We start from the raw sequence: 14,208 nt of genomic DNA on the forward strand, positions 1-14,208 counted from the left end.
GTTGACCTGGATTAATATAAGAAAACTTAATTAACTTTACGATTCAACGGTTTTTTTCGCCAGCGTGAACCGTTAGCGTTTTACACGAGATCTTCCCCGCCCGCGAAAGCCCCGATTTTACAAGGACAATCTGGTTACGCCCATGAAACTACACCTTTGCGCATCGTTATTACGGCCCCTGGCTGCCTCCTCGCTGTTGTTTATTTTCCCGGCTGTTTCTCAGGCCGTTGACGCTCCGGCTGCCCCGCAAATCGAGGCCAAAGCCTGGGTTCTGATGGACTATAACAGCGGCAAAGTTCTGGCTGAATCGAATGCCGATCAGCGGCTCGATCCTGCCAGTCTGACCAAGATGATGACCAGCTATGTGGTAGGGCAGGCGCTGAAATCAGGAAAGATTCACAACGGTGATATGGTGACGATTGGCCAGGATGCCTGGGCGACCGGTAATCCAAAGCTGCGCGGCTCATCGCTGATGTTCCTCAAGCCCGGCGACCGTATTCCGGTATCAGAATTAAATAAAGGCATTGTTATTCAGTCCGGCAACGATGCCTGTATTGCGCTGGCAGATTATGTTGCCGGCAGCCAGGATGCCTTTATCGGGCTGATGAATAACTACGTTAAAGCCTTCGGTCTGCAAAATACGCATTTTATGACGGTGCACGGTCTGGACGCGGAAGGGCAGTACAGCACCGCCCGCGATATGGCGATTATCGGCCAGCGGCTGATAAGCGATGTGCCGGACGAGTATGCGCTGAACAGCGAGAAAGAGTTCACGTTTAACAATATTAAGCAGCGCAACCGCAACCGGCTGCTCTGGAGCTCCAACCTGAAAGTGGACGGCATTAAAACCGGACATACCTCAGGCGCAGGCAACAATCTGGTGGCGTCTGCCGTTGATGGCGATATGCGTCTGATCTCGGTCGTGCTGGGCGCACAAACCGACGCCATTCGTTTTCGCGAAAGTGAAAAGCTGCTGACCTGGGGATTCCGTTTTTATGAAACGGTAACGCCTATCAAAGCAGATAAGCCGTTTGCCCGCCAGCGCGTCTGGTTTGGTGATAAGGGAGAAGTGGATCTCGGCGTGGCGAAAGATGCGGCGATTACCGTACCTAAAGGTCAGATGAAAAATCTGAAAGCGAGCTTTACCCTGAATACGCCGCAGCTGGAAGCCCCCATCGCTAAAAATCAGGTTGTCGGCACTATCGATTTCCAGCTGGATGGAAAAACCATCGAGCAGCGCCCGCTGGTGGCGATGGAAGCCATACCGGAAGGCGGCTTTGTCGGGCGGATCTGGGATTTTATTATGATGAAATTCCACGGCTGGTTCGGGAAGTGGTTTAGTTAGGACGCGGGGGCTGGTTACGGGCCGGTTCCGTTCGCCCCACGGGGGCTGGATCCGTTCGCCGTCAGCTGCGGGGGCGCAGATTAAGCGCCGGTTCCGTTCGCCGTCAGTTGCGGCGGCGGCCTGTGCTCCGGCACGGCGCTGCTGCCCCGGGGCCGGTTCCGTTTGCTCCGGGGCCGGTTCCGTTCGCCGTCAGCGGCGGCAGCAGCCTGTGCCCCGGCACGGCGACCGGGCAGAGGACGCCTGGCCGCGCCCTCTGCACTCCCCGGCCCTGCGCCAGCCCCATCCGCCGCTGCGCGGTTCCCTCGCTCAAGCCCGCTTCCCCGGGACCGGCCGCCATTCGCTCCTGCTCACCGCGCCCTTTCGCCGACGTCCTGTCGGCTCATCCCGGAACCGTGCCTTCCCTCGGCGGACCCGGATGGCGCTTCCCCCGGCTGCTGCTTTTTTCTCTTTTTCTTACGTTTTTTATGGCTGAAGGTTTCGTGAAGAAGCTTCAGACCACACCGCAACACTTTTAAAAAAACAAAATGAAAAATTTACAGGCGGGGAGGAGGGGCGCCATCCGCAGCGCCGGGCGCAGAGTGACGGCCAGGGCGAGCCGGCAGGACGCCGGCGAGAGCGCGGGTTGAGCAGGAGCGAATCCGCGCGGTCCGTAAAGGCCGGAGGGATAAGCCCGGGAATTCGCGAGGACGGCGCGGGGCGCGGATTGCTAAGGGGCGCGCCCACCCGCCCCTTAGCCCGTCCGCGTGCGGTAATGCCGCTGAAACTGCCAGAAGCCTGGCGGGCGGAACCCCTCTGTTGCCGCGCGCTGCTCAGCGCTAATCTCTAAGTGCCCCGCGCTGCTCAGCGCCCAGCCCCACGCTGCTCAGTGCTCCTAATCCCTGATCCAGCCCTTACGAATCGGCATTGCAAACAGCACGCGATAAACCTGATGCGTCAGTGCCAGCAGGCGATCGCCATAGAGCTGCCATGCCATCTGCGAGGCCAGGCAGCCCAGCATACCGACCAGGAACCCGCCGATCATATCCAGCGGCCAGTGAACGCCCAGATAGATGCGCGACCAGGCGATAGCGCTGCCGATAGCCAGCAGCAGGATGCCGGACCAGAGCCGGTGCCAGAAAATAAAGGCGAGGGCAAAGGTAAAAATAGTTGTGCCGTGATCGCTCGGGTAGGAGTCATCTGCGGCGTGCATCAGAAACTGGTGTCCAAAGCCGATAGCAAAGGGGCGCGGATGGGGCAGCAGCTGGCCGGTACACCAGGAGATCAGCAGCGCATAGATAAGCGCTATACCGGTTTTCAGTACCAGCGCGCGCTGAGACTGCACCTGCTCACGCGGTCCCCACAGCCAGAGAGCCACAATCAGCAGCGGCACAATCGCAATCAGATCTTTGGCGACAAACGTTGCCAGATTCAGCAGCCAGGCCGGTGACGCTGGCGTGGCATTGATCCATAAAAAAAGGGTGTGGTTAATTGCTTCCATCCCGTTTAGCTATCCTCGTTTTGTTAACCCAAAAAGATATACCGGCCACTGTCAGCAGCTGTGCCAGCCAGACCCACCAGCCGGCCCATAAATTGTGCGAAAAAAAGTGCGCACCGCGCATTACCTGACCAAAACCCATCAGTAAACCCAGGGCGACACCTGCCAGCAGCGCCAGCAGGGCGCGGCGTGGATGCTCCGGCCACCAGAGAAAAAACAGCGCCATCACCGCAAAGCCACTCGATGCATGTCCGCCCGGAAAGCAGCCGCCGGGTCCGCTGCCGGCAGGTACGCTGCCCAGCAACGGAAAAGAGAGCGCCTTACCGCCAAACATCGCCAGATCCCAGGGGCAGGAGTGCGCGCTGTGTGCTTTGATGATCCCCACCACCAGCGGGCCAAGACCAAACAGCAGCGCAACCAGCATCTGCCGCGCATTGCGGGTGCGTATACCCTGAAACAGCAGCAGCACGGCCCCGGCAATAATCACATCCTTAGCGATGCGATGATTAATGAGATCCAGCCAGCGGTTGTGCTGCCAGGGAAAGCGCTGCGTAAGCGGATCAAACCAGTACTGGCTGATAGCGATGTCAGGCTGCTCATTACGTGATAAGTAAATAAACAGGGCTGCCAGAATTGCCAGTAAAATGAAGTTGATAGCGTAAAAGCGGAGTGATAAAGAATAAATAGTCCCGCTCCGATTCCGGTAGCAGGTTGTGGAAGTGTTTAACTTTGATGACAGTTGCATGAAGAGTGATCGTTAAAAAAGTCAGGATCACAGCATGGCGCGATTCGCTTAGCGCAACCTTAAGGCACCCGCGTCAGATATAAAAAAACCCGTCAGTCAAAAAGACTGGCGGGCTCCTCAATCCGGGGATTTCAAAGAAAAGCAGTGGCACTTATTCAGACGCTGGCGGCCGGTAAAGGTTCCCGACAGACAAAAATAATTTATCCCGCCAGCACTGGCCAGATAATCACAATCAGCGTGCCGGCCAGCGTCAGTAGCACATTGGCAATCGCATAGGTGCCGGCATAGCCCAGCGCCGGAATATTACTGCGTGCGGTATCGCTGATAATCTCCATGGCTGGCGCACAGGTGCGTGCGCCCATGATGGCACCAAACAGCAGCGCGCGGTTCATGCGCAGCACGTAAGCGCCAAACAGATAGCAGATAACCACCGGCACCAGGCTGACCAGCAGCCCGCTCAGCAGCATCAGGGCACCGGCGCTGCCGAGCCCGTGCTGCAGTCCACTGCCGGCGCTGAGCCCGACGCCTGCCATAAAGACCATCAGTCCGAACTCTTTCAGCATGGTCAGGGCACCCTGCGGAATATAGCCAAAGGTAGGGTGGTTGGCGCGCAGGAAGCCCAGCATGATGCCGGCAAACAGCAGGCCGGCAGCGTTACCAATACCAAAGCTGAAATTGCTGAACTGAAACGTGATCATCCCTATCATCAGGCCGATGATAAAAAAGGCGCAGAAAGCGAGCAGGTCAGTCATCTGACTGTGAATGGCAATAAAGCCGATGCGATCGGCCAGGCTTTTAACACGGCGCGCTTCACCGCTGACCTGCAGCACATCGCCTTTATTGAGCATGATGCTGTCATCGATCGGCATCTCAATCTGGCTGCGGATCACCCGATTCAGAAAGCAGCCATGATCGGTGAGTTTAAGATGGCTGAGCCGCTTATTTACCGCATTGTGGTTCTTGACCACAATCTCCTCGGTGACGATGCGCATATCGAGCAGATCGCGGTCGAACACCTCTTTACCATTGCGGAAGCTGGCATCGAGCCGGGCGTGGGCGTCAGGATAACCTACCAGTGAGATCTCATCGCCCAGCTGCAGCATGGCATCTCCGTCCGGGCTGGCGAGAATGCCGTTACGCCGCAGGCGTTCTATATAGCAGCCGGTCTGACGATGGATACCCAGCTCGCGCAGGTTTTTGCCGCCGCTCCAGGCTACCAGCTCCGGTCCGACGCGATAGGCGCGGATCACCGGTAAAAAAACCTTACGCTGGCTGTCAGCATCCAGACCGCGTTCGCGGGCAATTTGCTGGGCGCAGGTGGGCAGATCCTGATGCTGCAACCGGGGCAGATAGCGGGCGCCGAAAATCAGGCTGACCAGCCCCACCAGATAGGTCAGGGCGTAGCCGAGGCTCAGATTATCCTGCATCATACTTAACTGACGCGGATCGCTGATGCTCTGCCGCAGCGTATCGCCGGCACCGACCAGCACCGGCGTTGAGGTCATTGACCCTGCCAGCATGCCCGCCGTAAGGCCGATATCCCAGCCAAACAGATTGCCAAGAATCAGTGCGACCAGTAGCGCACTGACCACCATCACAATGGCTAAGAAAAAATAGTTTTTACCGTCGCGGAAAAAGATAGAAAAGAAGTTGGGTCCCGCCTCCACGCCGACACAAAAAATAAACAGCATAAAACCCAGGCTCAGAGCGTCGGTATTAATCGCAAAATGCTGCTGGCCTAAAATCAGAGAGACAACCAGTACGCCAATTGAATTACCCAGCTGGACGGAACCAAGACGCAGTTTTCCCAGACAGAGGCCGAGCGCTAATACGACAAATAATAACAGAACGTCATTTTTGCTTAACAATTCTGCGACGTTAATGTTCACAGTTTTAACTTCTTATTCACGTGTAACAGGTTGATAGGAGGAGGATTTTTAGCTATCTTAATCAGAGCGGTAAACGCCGGGGCTGGCCTTCCTGTCCCGCCCGATTCTGAAGCGACATTATTCTAAACATTATTATTTGCTTCAGCTATCCGCATTGCTCACTCTTTCTGTTTGTAGCTGTTTCTATTTATTTCCACGCATGTGCGCCAGGCATTAAAAGTTCTGTTTTAACGTTAACGTTGAGGATTGTTATGTTGCAGCGCAGCCATCGCTGGTCCGCATTCGCGTCAGGCGCGACGCTTTATACGCTGGTGTTTATTTTTGCCCACCACTTCTGGAGCGTGCCGCTCCATATGCGGCATGGTCAGCCAGAACTCCTGCTGTTTCTGTTGCCTGGGGTAGCGATTGCGCTGCTGCAGCCCGCCAGCCCGATGGTGTCAACGCTGTGGTCAGCGATAGCGGGAACGCTGCTGGGGATGAGCTGGGTCATGCTGACTGAGCAGGTCAGTCATACGCCGCTGATGGGGCTGGCCTGGAGTCTGAGTGCGTTATTCTGGGCAGGGTGTGGTGCGCTACTGGTTCGTCTGCTGCGCATTATGCTGGCTATGCGCATCGATTAAAAAACGGGCCTTATGGCCCGTTTTTTTATGCCTCTATGCCAAGATTCTCTTTAGTCCAGGCAGCAAATTCGGTGTAACCACCGATGTGTCGATCGTCGATAAAAATCTGCGGCACCGTGGTCACTGGTTTACCGGCGCGCGCTTCCAGATCGGCTTTAGTGATGCCGGTTGCCTGAATATCAACATACTGGTAGTTGAAGCTATCCTGGTCGCTGGTCAGCTTAGCGGCTAACTCTTTAGCGCGTACGCAATAAGGGCATCCTGAACGGCCAAAAATCACTGCAATCATTGCTTCTCTCCTTCCGCTGCTGTTTTGTGAGCAAAGTCACAGCACAGCGTGAATAATGGTTCACATCATGCCCGCTCATGCTGCTTAAGAGAAGCAGAAAATACCTGTTACTCTGATGGATGTACGCTATCCCTGACGGCTATGCTGGCAGCAGCGATACGCCGAACCAGACCCGCAAACAGCAGAGGTATCACGATGCGTAACTTTGCAAGATTGCCAAAACCCGTGTTGCTGCTTGAGGCGCTGGGCGCCTGCTCAGTAGCCGGCGCGCTTTTGCTGATGAATAACTGGCTGCCAGCGCCTGCCGCAATTGGGCAAAAGCCGCTGGCTACGCTACTTTTTTTGCTGGGCATTGCGCTGATGCTGCCTGCGGCATGGCTGATTATGTGGCGTACCGCCAAAGTCATGGCCCCGCACCTTTTTGATCATACTCACACCAGGAAATAACCGGAGAACATAATGACGCCGACAATCGATCTGCTATGCAGCCACCGTTCCATTCGTGCTTTTACTGAGCAGGGTATTGATGACGCTCAGCGCCGCGCGATTATTGCTGCAGCGCAGGCGGCTTCTACCTCCAGTTTTCTGCAGTGCTCATCCATCGTACGCATCACCGATCGCGAAAAGCGCCGCGCGCTGGCGGAGCTGGCGGGCGGCCAGTCATGGGTAACGGATGCACCGGAGTTTTGGGTCTTCTGCGCCGATTTTAACCGCCATCTGCAAATCTGCCCGGATGCTCAGCTGGGTCGTGCTGAACAGCTGCTGCTGGGCTGTGTGGATACCGCGCTAATGGCGCAAAATGCGATGGTGGCCGCCGAGTCGCTTGGGCTGGGTGGCGTTTTTATCGGCGGGATCCGCAATAACATTGCGGACGTGACCGCGCTGCTGGAGCTGCCAAAATTTGTGCTGCCGCTGTTTGGCTTCTGTATCGGCTATCCGTCAGCCTCTCCGGATGTGAAACCCCGTATGCCGCAGGCGATGCTGGTCCATGAAAACAGCTATCATCAGGTAGATAAAACAGTGCTGGCAGAGTATGACCAGCAAATCACGGAGTACTATCAGCAGCGCGACAGCAACCAGCGTTCCGAAACCTGGAGCGATCTCATCCAGCGCCTGATCGTTAAAGAGACGCGTCCGTTTATGCTCGACTATCTGCACAGTCAGGGCTGGGCGACGCGTTAAGTCAGGAGGACTGCCGCATGAAAATGGCGCTTCTTACCCGCGACAGCACGCTTTACTCCAGTCAGCGGCTGCGCGCAGCCGCTGAGGCACGCGGGCATCAGATTGCGATGATCGATCCGCTCTCCTGCTATATGAATATCAACGCAGCGCTGCCGGCCGTGCATTATCAGGGTGAGATACTCGGTCATTTTGATGCGGTGATCCCGCGAATCGGCACGGCCACAACTTTTTATGGCACCGCGGTGCTGCGCCAGTTTGAGCTGCTTGGCAGCTACCCGCTCAATGAATCGGTGGCGATCACCCGCGCCCGCGACAAGCTGCGCTCGCTGCAGCTGCTGGCGCGCGAGGGCATTGATATGCCGGTGACCGGTATCGCTTCCTCGCCGGATGATACCGGCGATCTGATCCGCATGGTGGGCGGGGCGCCGCTGGTGGTTAAGCTGGTGGAAGGCACCCAGGGGATTGGCGTCGTGCTGGCAGAGACGCGTCAGGCCGCCGAAAGCGTGATTGATGCGTTTCGCGGTCTCAATGCGCATATTCTGGTGCAGGAGTTTATTAAAGAAGCGCGGGGCCGCGATATTCGCTGTCTGGTTATTGGCGATCGCGTGGTGGCTGCCATCGGGCGTGAGGCAAAAGAGGGGGAATTCCGCTCAAATCTGCATCGTGGCGGCACCGCGCACCCTGTTACTATCAGCGACCGGGAGCGTGACATCGCCATTAAAGCCGCAGCAACGCTGGGGCTGGCCGTGGCGGGTGTCGATATTCTGCGTGCCAGCCGCGGTCCGCTGGTCATGGAGGTCAACGCCTCACCCGGTCTGGAAGGTATTGAGGGCTGCACGGGCCTGGATATTGCCACTATGATGATCGACTGGATTGAGCAGCACGCCTGCCCCGGCTATCGTCCTAAAACCGGTGGCTAGATAGCGTTTTCCGGTGGTTTTCGTGGCATCTGACCCCATTTTTCCGTAAGCTAAGGCGCTTATTTATTCACCCCACAGGAAATAGCGATGGATTCACTGGTCGTTCCTGACATCGACATGCTGCGTCGCTGGCTGGATCAACAAAATATCACCTGGTTCGAATGTGATGCCTGTCAGGCATTACATCTGCCGCACATGCAGAATTTTGACGGGGTGTTTGACGCAAAAATTGACCTGGTGGATAACGTTATTCTGTTTTCTGCGCTGGCTGAAGTTAAACCCACAGCGCTTATTCCGCTGGTCGGCGATCTGTCGCAAATTAATGCCAGCTCGCTGACCATCAAAGCTTTTATCGATATTCAGGATGATAATCTGCCCAAGCTGATTGTCTGTCAGTCCCTGAGTGTTACCGCCGGCATCACCTTCAGTCAGTTCACGCACTTTATGAAGCAGAGTGAAGAGGGGGTTTCTATGGTGATTATGGAAGCCTTTGCGAATCACCTGCTGATGATGGGTGAGGAGGAGGAGCGTCCTTCCGGGGTCAGCAGTTCAGGGGTTTTACACTAATTCCGCTTTATATTCACTGCCGCAGACTGCGGCAGTTTTCTTTCTGATTTTCTCCTGCCATTTTTTATTCTGTTATTTGCCCGCTCCCGCCAGATTTTAGTCATGCTTTATGCCGTAACTGCCAGACCACATAGCACAAAAGTGCATAAAATATCGTAAAAAGGCGTTTTTTACGCTGGGGTCTGGTGCGCAGAGATCAGGGGGGCTATTCTTGCGAAGCTGTGCCGGACAGGCTACCGCTCAGCAGCGCTATACTGATTTCAGGGAAGGCCCGCCGTTACGCATCTGCATAGCTACCCATTTGCAGGTTGCTGGCTCACTCTCCCGAGACTGGCTATAGGTATTTACTATTTAACGTCCGCTGAAGAGTGATTCATTGTATGTCTGGCTATTTTCAGACAGGAAATCATCGGATCGGCTGTATGCAGCGTTTATTGACCCGTTCAGGAGAAAATAACAGATGAACAACCAGACAAAAAAATGGTTGCCAGCCGCAGTGGCTGGTGTGGTAATGGCATCAGCTGTTGCTGCTCAGGCAGAAGATAAAACGCTGCACGTCTATAACTGGTCCGATTATATTGCGGCCGATACGGTGCCCAACTTTGAAAAGCAGACCGGCATCAAAGTTGTGTATGACGTCTTTGACTCCAATGAAGTGCTGGAAGGCAAACTGATGGCGGGCAGCACCGGCTATGATGTTGTGGTGCCCTCATCCAGTTTTCTGGCGCGCCAGCTGCAGTCGGGCGTGTTTCAGGAACTCGACAAAAGTAAACTGCCGAACTACAAAAACCTCGATCCGGACCTGATGGCCAAAGTGGCACAGCACGATCCTGGCAATAAATACGCGATTCCTTATCTGTGGGGCACCACCGGCATCGGTTATAACGTTGAGAAAGTCAAAGCCGCGCTCGGTGCGGACGCGCCGGTTAACAGCTGGGATCTGGTGCTGAAACCGGAAAACCTCGAAAAACTGAAAAGCTGCGGTGTCTCTTTCCTGGACGCGCCGGAAGAGATCTTCGCCACGGTGCTGAACTATCTTGGCAAAGATCCCAACAGCGCTGACGCCAAAGATTACACCGGAGCGGCGACCGATCTGCTGATGAAACTGCGGCCAAATATTCGCTATTTCCACTCGTCGCAATATATCAACGACCTGGCGAATGGTAACACCTGCGTGGCGATAGGCTGGTCTGGCGATATTCTGCAGGCGAAAGATCGCGCTGAAAAAGCAAATAACGGCGTTCACCTGGGCTATAGCGTGCCGAAAGAGGGCGCCCTGGCGTTCTTTGACATGATGGCGATCCCGAAAGATGCGAAAAATATGGATGCTGCCTATCAGTGGCTGAACTACATCATGGAGCCGAAAGTGATCGCTGAGGTATCCAACAAAATCAATTATGCCAACGGCAATAAAGCGTCGCTGCCGCTGATTAACGCCGACGTCCGCAACAATCCGGGCATCTTCCCGACGCCGGACGCGATGGCGAAGCTGTTTGTGCTCAAGGTCCAGGATCCGAAACTGGATCGCGCACGCACCCGCGCATGGACTAAAGTAAAAAGTGGTAAGTGATTCGTTCTGAACGATATCCCTGACCGGTAACCACAGCAGAGGCGCAGTACGGGCCTCTGCTGTGCCATTCCAGCGGCTGGCTGTGCCGCGCTACCCCGCTTAGCGCCGGAGAAATGTTAGTGAACGACGCGATTTCCCGTCCCCAGAGTAAATCAGCAAAGGCATTAACGCCGCTGCTGGAGATCCGTAACCTGACCAAATCGTTTGAGGGTCAGCACGCCGTAGATGATGTCAGCCTGACTATCTACAAAGGTGAAATCTTTGCCCTGCTGGGTGCATCTGGCTGCGGCAAATCGACGCTGCTGCGCATGCTGGCAGGATTTGAGATCCCCAGCAGCGGCCAGATCGTGCTGGATGGTCAGGATCTCTCTCACGTGCCGCCCTATCAGCGCCCTATCAATATGATGTTTCAGTCCTACGCGCTGTTTCCGCATATGACAGTGGAGCAAAACATCGCCTTTGGCCTGAAGCAGGATAAATTATCCAAAGCAGAAATCGCCAGCCGCGTGGCGGAGATGCTGGCGCTGGTGCATATGCAGGAGTACGCCAGCCGCAAACCGCATCAGCTCTCAGGCGGGCAGCGTCAGCGCGTGGCGCTGGCCCGCAGCCTGGCAAAACGGCCCAAACTGCTGCTGCTGGATGAGCCGATGGGTGCACTGGATAAAAAACTGCGCGATCGCATGCAGCATGAGGTGGTGGATATTCTGGAGCGCGTGGGTGCTACCTGCGTCATGGTCACGCACGATCAGGAAGAGGCGATGACTATGGCCGGACGTATTGCCATCATGAATCGCGGTAAGTTTGTGCAGATTGGTGAGCCGGAAGAGATTTATGAGCATCCTACCAGCCGCTATAGCGCAGAGTTTATCGGCTCGGTTAACGTGTTTGAGGGGCTGCTGCGCGAGCGGCGTGACGAGGGCGTGGTGATTGATAGCCCCGGCCTGATGCATCCGCTGAAGGTCCAGACGGATGTCTCCATTGTCGACAATGTCCCGGTCCACATTGCGCTGCGCCCGGAAAAGGTGATGCTGTGCGATACGGTACCGGCTGACGGCTGCAACTTTGCCGTGGGCGAGGTGGCGCATATCGCCTATCTGGGCGATCTGTCGATTTACCACGTGCGCCTGCACAGTGGACAGATGATCAGCGCGCAGCTGCAGAACGCGCATCGTTTTCGCAAAGGTGCGCCCGTCTGGGGAGATGAAGTGCGTCTCTGCTGGGATGCGGACAGCTGTGTGGTTCTGACGGTCTAGGGGGCAGTTATGAGTCAGATTTCTCCACGGCCTCAGCCGGTACTGGCGGGCACGCCACTGCAGCGCTGGGCGACCCGCATGAAGATGCAGCACGGACGCAAACTGGTGATTACGCTGCCTTACCTGTGGCTGATTTTGCTGTTCCTGCTGCCGTTTCTGATTGTGCTTAAAATCAGCTTTGCCGATATCGCCCGCGCCATCCCGCCTTACACTGACCTGGTGACCTGGGCGGATGACCAGCTGAATGTCGTGCTGAACCTCGGCAACTATTTTACGCTGACGGACGATCCGCTTTACGCTGAAGCCTACCTGACCTCGCTTAAAGTGGCGGCGATCTCCACGGTAATTTGCCTGCTTATCGCCTATCCGCTCGCCTGGGCGGTTGCGCACAGCAAGCCGTCGATGCGCACCATACTGCTGCTGCTGGTGATCCTGCCCTCCTGGACATCATTCCTGGTGCGCGTTTACGCCTGGATGGGGTTACTGAACAATAACGGCATTCTGAATCGCTTTTTGCTGTGGCTTGGCGTTATCGATCATCCGCTGGTGATCCTCTACACCAATACAGCGGTCTATATCGGTATTGTTTACTGCTATCTGCCCTTTATGGTGCTGCCGATCTATACCGCGCTGACGCGTATCGACTATTCGCTGGTGGAAGCGTCGCTGGACTTAGGCGCGCGTCCGCTGAAAACCTTTTTCAGCGTGATTGTGCCGCTGACCAAAGGCGGCATTATCGCCGGGTCGATGCTGGTGTTCATACCGGCGGTAGGGGAGTATGTGATCCCGGAACTGCTGGGCGGCCCGGACAGTATTATGATTGGTCGCATTCTCTGGCAGGAGTTTTTTAATAACCGCGACTGGCCGGTGGCCTCCGCGCTGGCGGTAACCATTCTGCTGATCCTGATCCTGCCGATTATCTGGTTCCACAAGCATCAAAATCGCGCTGCGGGAGAGAAAGCATGAATCAGCTACCGGTTATTCGCTCGCCGTGGCGTACCGCTATTCTGGTGCTCTGCTTTCTGTTTCTCTATGCGCCCATGCTGCTGCTGGTGGTTTACTCCTTTAACAGCTCGCAGCTGGTAACGGTGTGGGAGAGCTTCTCTTTTCACTGGTATCGCGTGCTGTTTCAGGATGAGGCGATGCTCGATGCCGTCGGGCTGAGCCTGACCATTGCCGGGCTTTCAGCCACCATGGCCGTGATACTGGGTACCCTGGCGGCGGTGATCATTGTGCGCTTTGGCCGCTTTCGCGGTCACAGCGGTTTCGCCTTTATGCTGACCGCACCGCTGGTTATGCCTGACGTGATTACCGGTCTGTCGCTGCTGCTGCTGTTTGTGGCGATGGCGAACACGCTGGGCTGGCCGGGCGACCGCGGCATGCTGACTATCTGGCTGGCGCACGTCACATTCTGTACCGCTTATGTTGCGGTCGTGATCAACGCCCGCCTGCGCGAACTGGATCGCTCTATTGAAGAGGCCGCGATGGATCTGGGCGCCACGCCGCTGAAGGTGTTCTTTGTGATCACCGTGCCGATGATTGCGCCCGCCATTGTAACCGGCTGGCTGCTGGCCTTTACGCTGTCGCTTGATGACCTCGTGATCGCCAGTTTTGTTACCGGTCCGGGAGCGACCACGCTGCCGATGGCGATCTTTGCCACGGTACGACGCGGGGTGAATCCGGAGATCAACGCGCTGGCGTCGATTATTCTGTTTGTGGTCGGGCTGGTCGGTTTCATCGCCTGGCGCTTTATGGCGCATGAAGAAAAACAGCGTTTGCGTGATATTCAGAAAGCAAAACGTGGCTGAAATCCCGTGAGTTTGCCACTATAAGCAAGGCTGGCGTTGCCAGCCTTTTCTTATGGAGCCTGGGTGATGTCGGAAACGCTGAAAAACGCTGTGTTGAGCTCAACGCCGGTGCCGGTAACGATTGCCGGTATCGCGATTATTATTACCCGCTGCCTCAGCGTGATGATGATGGCTGGCGAGCTGGGCTATGAGGAGATGGCTAACTTTGTGCACCGCAGCGCACAGGCCTGGGACTCCACCCTGATATTTATCGCCAGCCAGCTGATTTTTCTGTTTGAACTGCGCTGTGCTTTTACCCTGATGCGCGGCAGCAATCGCGGCCGCTGGGGCTATACGCTCAGCCAGGTTGTGGCGCTGTTCTATATGCTGATGGCGTCGGTGGGCTGGATCTATCCGGAGATATTCAGTATTTCGGGTGAAAACAATCTGCAGATTATTCACCACACGCTGCAGCAGAAATTGCCGGACGTGCTGATTGTGCTGCTGCTGTTTGTGCCGGCCAGCAGTCACGCATTTTTCCGCATCCGGTGATACAATCGCCCCCCA

The 14,208-nt window shown here is 55.9% G+C and carries 15 protein-coding genes; 11 read left to right on the forward strand and 4 right to left on the reverse strand.

The window, feature by feature from the left end:
• The first annotated feature begins 142 nt into the window (after positions 1 to 142).
• A complete protein-coding gene (locus tag C1Y41_RS02095; RefSeq protein ID WP_071669030.1) occupies positions 143 to 1,345 on the forward strand; it encodes a serine hydrolase in 1,203 nt (400 codons plus the stop codon).
• 871 nt (positions 1,346 to 2,216) lie between these two features.
• On the opposite strand, the gene ybjG is transcribed toward C1Y41_RS02095, so the two are convergent.
• The 3 genes from ybjG to C1Y41_RS02115 form a co-directional block, all read right to left on the reverse strand.
• Entirely contained in the window at positions 2,217 to 2,822 is a 606-nt protein-coding gene (ybjG, locus tag C1Y41_RS02105) for an undecaprenyl-diphosphate phosphatase (protein WP_104084708.1), read from the reverse strand.
• The gene (locus C1Y41_RS02110) at positions 2,809 to 3,564 is read right to left on the reverse strand and encodes a phosphatase PAP2 family protein (RefSeq protein ID WP_039383464.1); all 756 of its coding nucleotides are present in this window, start codon (positions 3,562 to 3,564) and stop codon (positions 2,809 to 2,811) included. The genes ybjG and C1Y41_RS02110 overlap by 14 nt, the downstream gene beginning before the upstream one ends.
• A gap of 200 nt (positions 3,565 to 3,764) precedes the next feature.
• Positions 3,765 to 5,453, reverse strand: coding sequence for an aspartate:alanine antiporter (locus C1Y41_RS02115; RefSeq protein WP_039383465.1), 1,689 nt, complete (start codon positions 5,451 to 5,453; stop codon positions 3,765 to 3,767).
• A 251-nt stretch (positions 5,454 to 5,704) separates the two neighbouring features.
• On the opposite strand from C1Y41_RS02115, the gene ybjM reads away from it, so the two are divergent.
• Positions 5,705 to 6,073, forward strand: coding sequence for an inner membrane protein YbjM (gene ybjM / locus C1Y41_RS02120; RefSeq protein ID WP_039383466.1), 369 nt, complete (start codon positions 5,705 to 5,707; stop codon positions 6,071 to 6,073).
• A gap of 25 nt (positions 6,074 to 6,098) precedes the next feature.
• Here ybjM and C1Y41_RS02125 read toward each other — a convergent pair whose 3' ends face one another.
• Positions 6,099 to 6,362: a GrxA family glutaredoxin gene (locus tag C1Y41_RS02125; RefSeq protein WP_039383469.1), complete on the reverse strand. Its 264-nt coding sequence runs from the start codon at positions 6,360 to 6,362 to the stop codon at positions 6,099 to 6,101.
• A gap of 195 nt (positions 6,363 to 6,557) precedes the next feature.
• Between C1Y41_RS02125 and C1Y41_RS02130 the strand changes: the two genes are divergently transcribed.
• From C1Y41_RS02130 to C1Y41_RS02170, 9 genes are all read left to right on the forward strand, one after another.
• Positions 6,558 to 6,809, forward strand: coding sequence for a DUF1418 family protein (locus C1Y41_RS02130; RefSeq protein WP_104084709.1), 252 nt, complete (start codon positions 6,558 to 6,560; stop codon positions 6,807 to 6,809).
• Positions 6,810 to 6,821: 12 nt separating this feature from the next.
• Complete coding sequence (nfsA, locus tag C1Y41_RS02135; protein ID WP_039383474.1) at positions 6,822 to 7,544, forward strand: oxygen-insensitive NADPH nitroreductase; 723 nt, start codon at positions 6,822 to 6,824, stop codon at positions 7,542 to 7,544.
• A gap of 17 nt (positions 7,545 to 7,561) precedes the next feature.
• The gene (gene rimK / locus C1Y41_RS02140) at positions 7,562 to 8,464 is read left to right on the forward strand and encodes a 30S ribosomal protein S6--L-glutamate ligase (RefSeq protein ID WP_071668663.1); all 903 of its coding nucleotides are present in this window, start codon (positions 7,562 to 7,564) and stop codon (positions 8,462 to 8,464) included.
• An 87-nt stretch (positions 8,465 to 8,551) separates the two neighbouring features.
• Positions 8,552 to 9,031 carry a YbjN domain-containing protein gene (locus C1Y41_RS02145; protein WP_039383479.1) on the forward strand — a complete coding sequence of 160 codons (480 nt, stop codon included), beginning with the start codon at positions 8,552 to 8,554 and terminating at the stop codon, positions 9,029 to 9,031.
• A gap of 460 nt (positions 9,032 to 9,491) precedes the next feature.
• Positions 9,492 to 10,601 carry a spermidine/putrescine ABC transporter substrate-binding protein PotF gene (gene potF, locus C1Y41_RS02150; RefSeq protein WP_071668664.1) on the forward strand — a complete coding sequence of 370 codons (1,110 nt, stop codon included), beginning with the start codon at positions 9,492 to 9,494 and terminating at the stop codon, positions 10,599 to 10,601.
• 119 nt (positions 10,602 to 10,720) lie between these two features.
• Positions 10,721 to 11,854 carry a putrescine ABC transporter ATP-binding subunit PotG gene (gene potG, locus C1Y41_RS02155; RefSeq protein ID WP_148310066.1) on the forward strand — a complete coding sequence of 378 codons (1,134 nt, stop codon included), beginning with the start codon at positions 10,721 to 10,723 and terminating at the stop codon, positions 11,852 to 11,854.
• Positions 11,855 to 11,863: 9 nt separating this feature from the next.
• The gene (gene potH / locus C1Y41_RS02160; RefSeq protein WP_104084710.1) at positions 11,864 to 12,820 is read left to right on the forward strand and encodes a putrescine ABC transporter permease PotH; all 957 of its coding nucleotides are present in this window, start codon (positions 11,864 to 11,866) and stop codon (positions 12,818 to 12,820) included.
• Positions 12,817 to 13,662, forward strand: coding sequence for a putrescine ABC transporter permease PotI (gene potI / locus C1Y41_RS02165; RefSeq protein WP_071668666.1), 846 nt, complete (start codon positions 12,817 to 12,819; stop codon positions 13,660 to 13,662). Before potH ends, potI begins: the two co-directional genes overlap by 4 nt.
• Before the next feature lie 66 nt (positions 13,663 to 13,728).
• Positions 13,729 to 14,193: a YbjO family protein gene (locus C1Y41_RS02170; RefSeq protein WP_104084711.1), complete on the forward strand. Its 465-nt coding sequence runs from the start codon at positions 13,729 to 13,731 to the stop codon at positions 14,191 to 14,193.
• Positions 14,194 to 14,208 lie beyond the last annotated feature (15 nt).

The organism is Pantoea sp. ICBG 1758, assembly GCF_002928325.1.
GTDB lineage: Bacteria > Pseudomonadota > Gammaproteobacteria > Enterobacterales > Enterobacteriaceae > Pantoea > Pantoea eucrina.

What these genes read in the sequence shown, in the direction of transcription:
- C1Y41_RS02095 (WP_071669030.1), top strand. Translation starts at nt 143, where the DNA reads ATGAAACTACACCTTTGCGCATCGTTATTACGGCCCCTGGCTGCCTCC.
- ybjG (WP_104084708.1), bottom strand. Translation starts at nt 2,822, where the DNA reads ATGGAAGCAATTAACCACACCCTTTTTTTATGGATCAATGCCACGCCA.
- C1Y41_RS02110 (WP_039383464.1), bottom strand. Translation starts at nt 3,564, where the DNA reads ATGCAACTGTCATCAAAGTTAAACACTTCCACAACCTGCTACCGGAAT.
- ybjM (WP_039383466.1), top strand. Translation starts at nt 5,705, where the DNA reads ATGTTGCAGCGCAGCCATCGCTGGTCCGCATTCGCGTCAGGCGCGACG.
- C1Y41_RS02125 (WP_039383469.1), bottom strand. Translation starts at nt 6,362, where the DNA reads ATGATTGCAGTGATTTTTGGCCGTTCAGGATGCCCTTATTGCGTACGC.
- C1Y41_RS02130 (WP_104084709.1), top strand. Translation starts at nt 6,558, where the DNA reads ATGCGTAACTTTGCAAGATTGCCAAAACCCGTGTTGCTGCTTGAGGCG.
- nfsA (WP_039383474.1), top strand. Translation starts at nt 6,822, where the DNA reads ATGACGCCGACAATCGATCTGCTATGCAGCCACCGTTCCATTCGTGCT.
- rimK (WP_071668663.1), top strand. Translation starts at nt 7,562, where the DNA reads ATGAAAATGGCGCTTCTTACCCGCGACAGCACGCTTTACTCCAGTCAG.
- C1Y41_RS02145 (WP_039383479.1), top strand. Translation starts at nt 8,552, where the DNA reads ATGGATTCACTGGTCGTTCCTGACATCGACATGCTGCGTCGCTGGCTG.
- potF (WP_071668664.1), top strand. Translation starts at nt 9,492, where the DNA reads ATGAACAACCAGACAAAAAAATGGTTGCCAGCCGCAGTGGCTGGTGTG.
- potH (WP_104084710.1), top strand. Translation starts at nt 11,864, where the DNA reads ATGAGTCAGATTTCTCCACGGCCTCAGCCGGTACTGGCGGGCACGCCA.
- potI (WP_071668666.1), top strand. Translation starts at nt 12,817, where the DNA reads ATGAATCAGCTACCGGTTATTCGCTCGCCGTGGCGTACCGCTATTCTG.
- C1Y41_RS02170 (WP_104084711.1), top strand. Translation starts at nt 13,729, where the DNA reads ATGTCGGAAACGCTGAAAAACGCTGTGTTGAGCTCAACGCCGGTGCCG.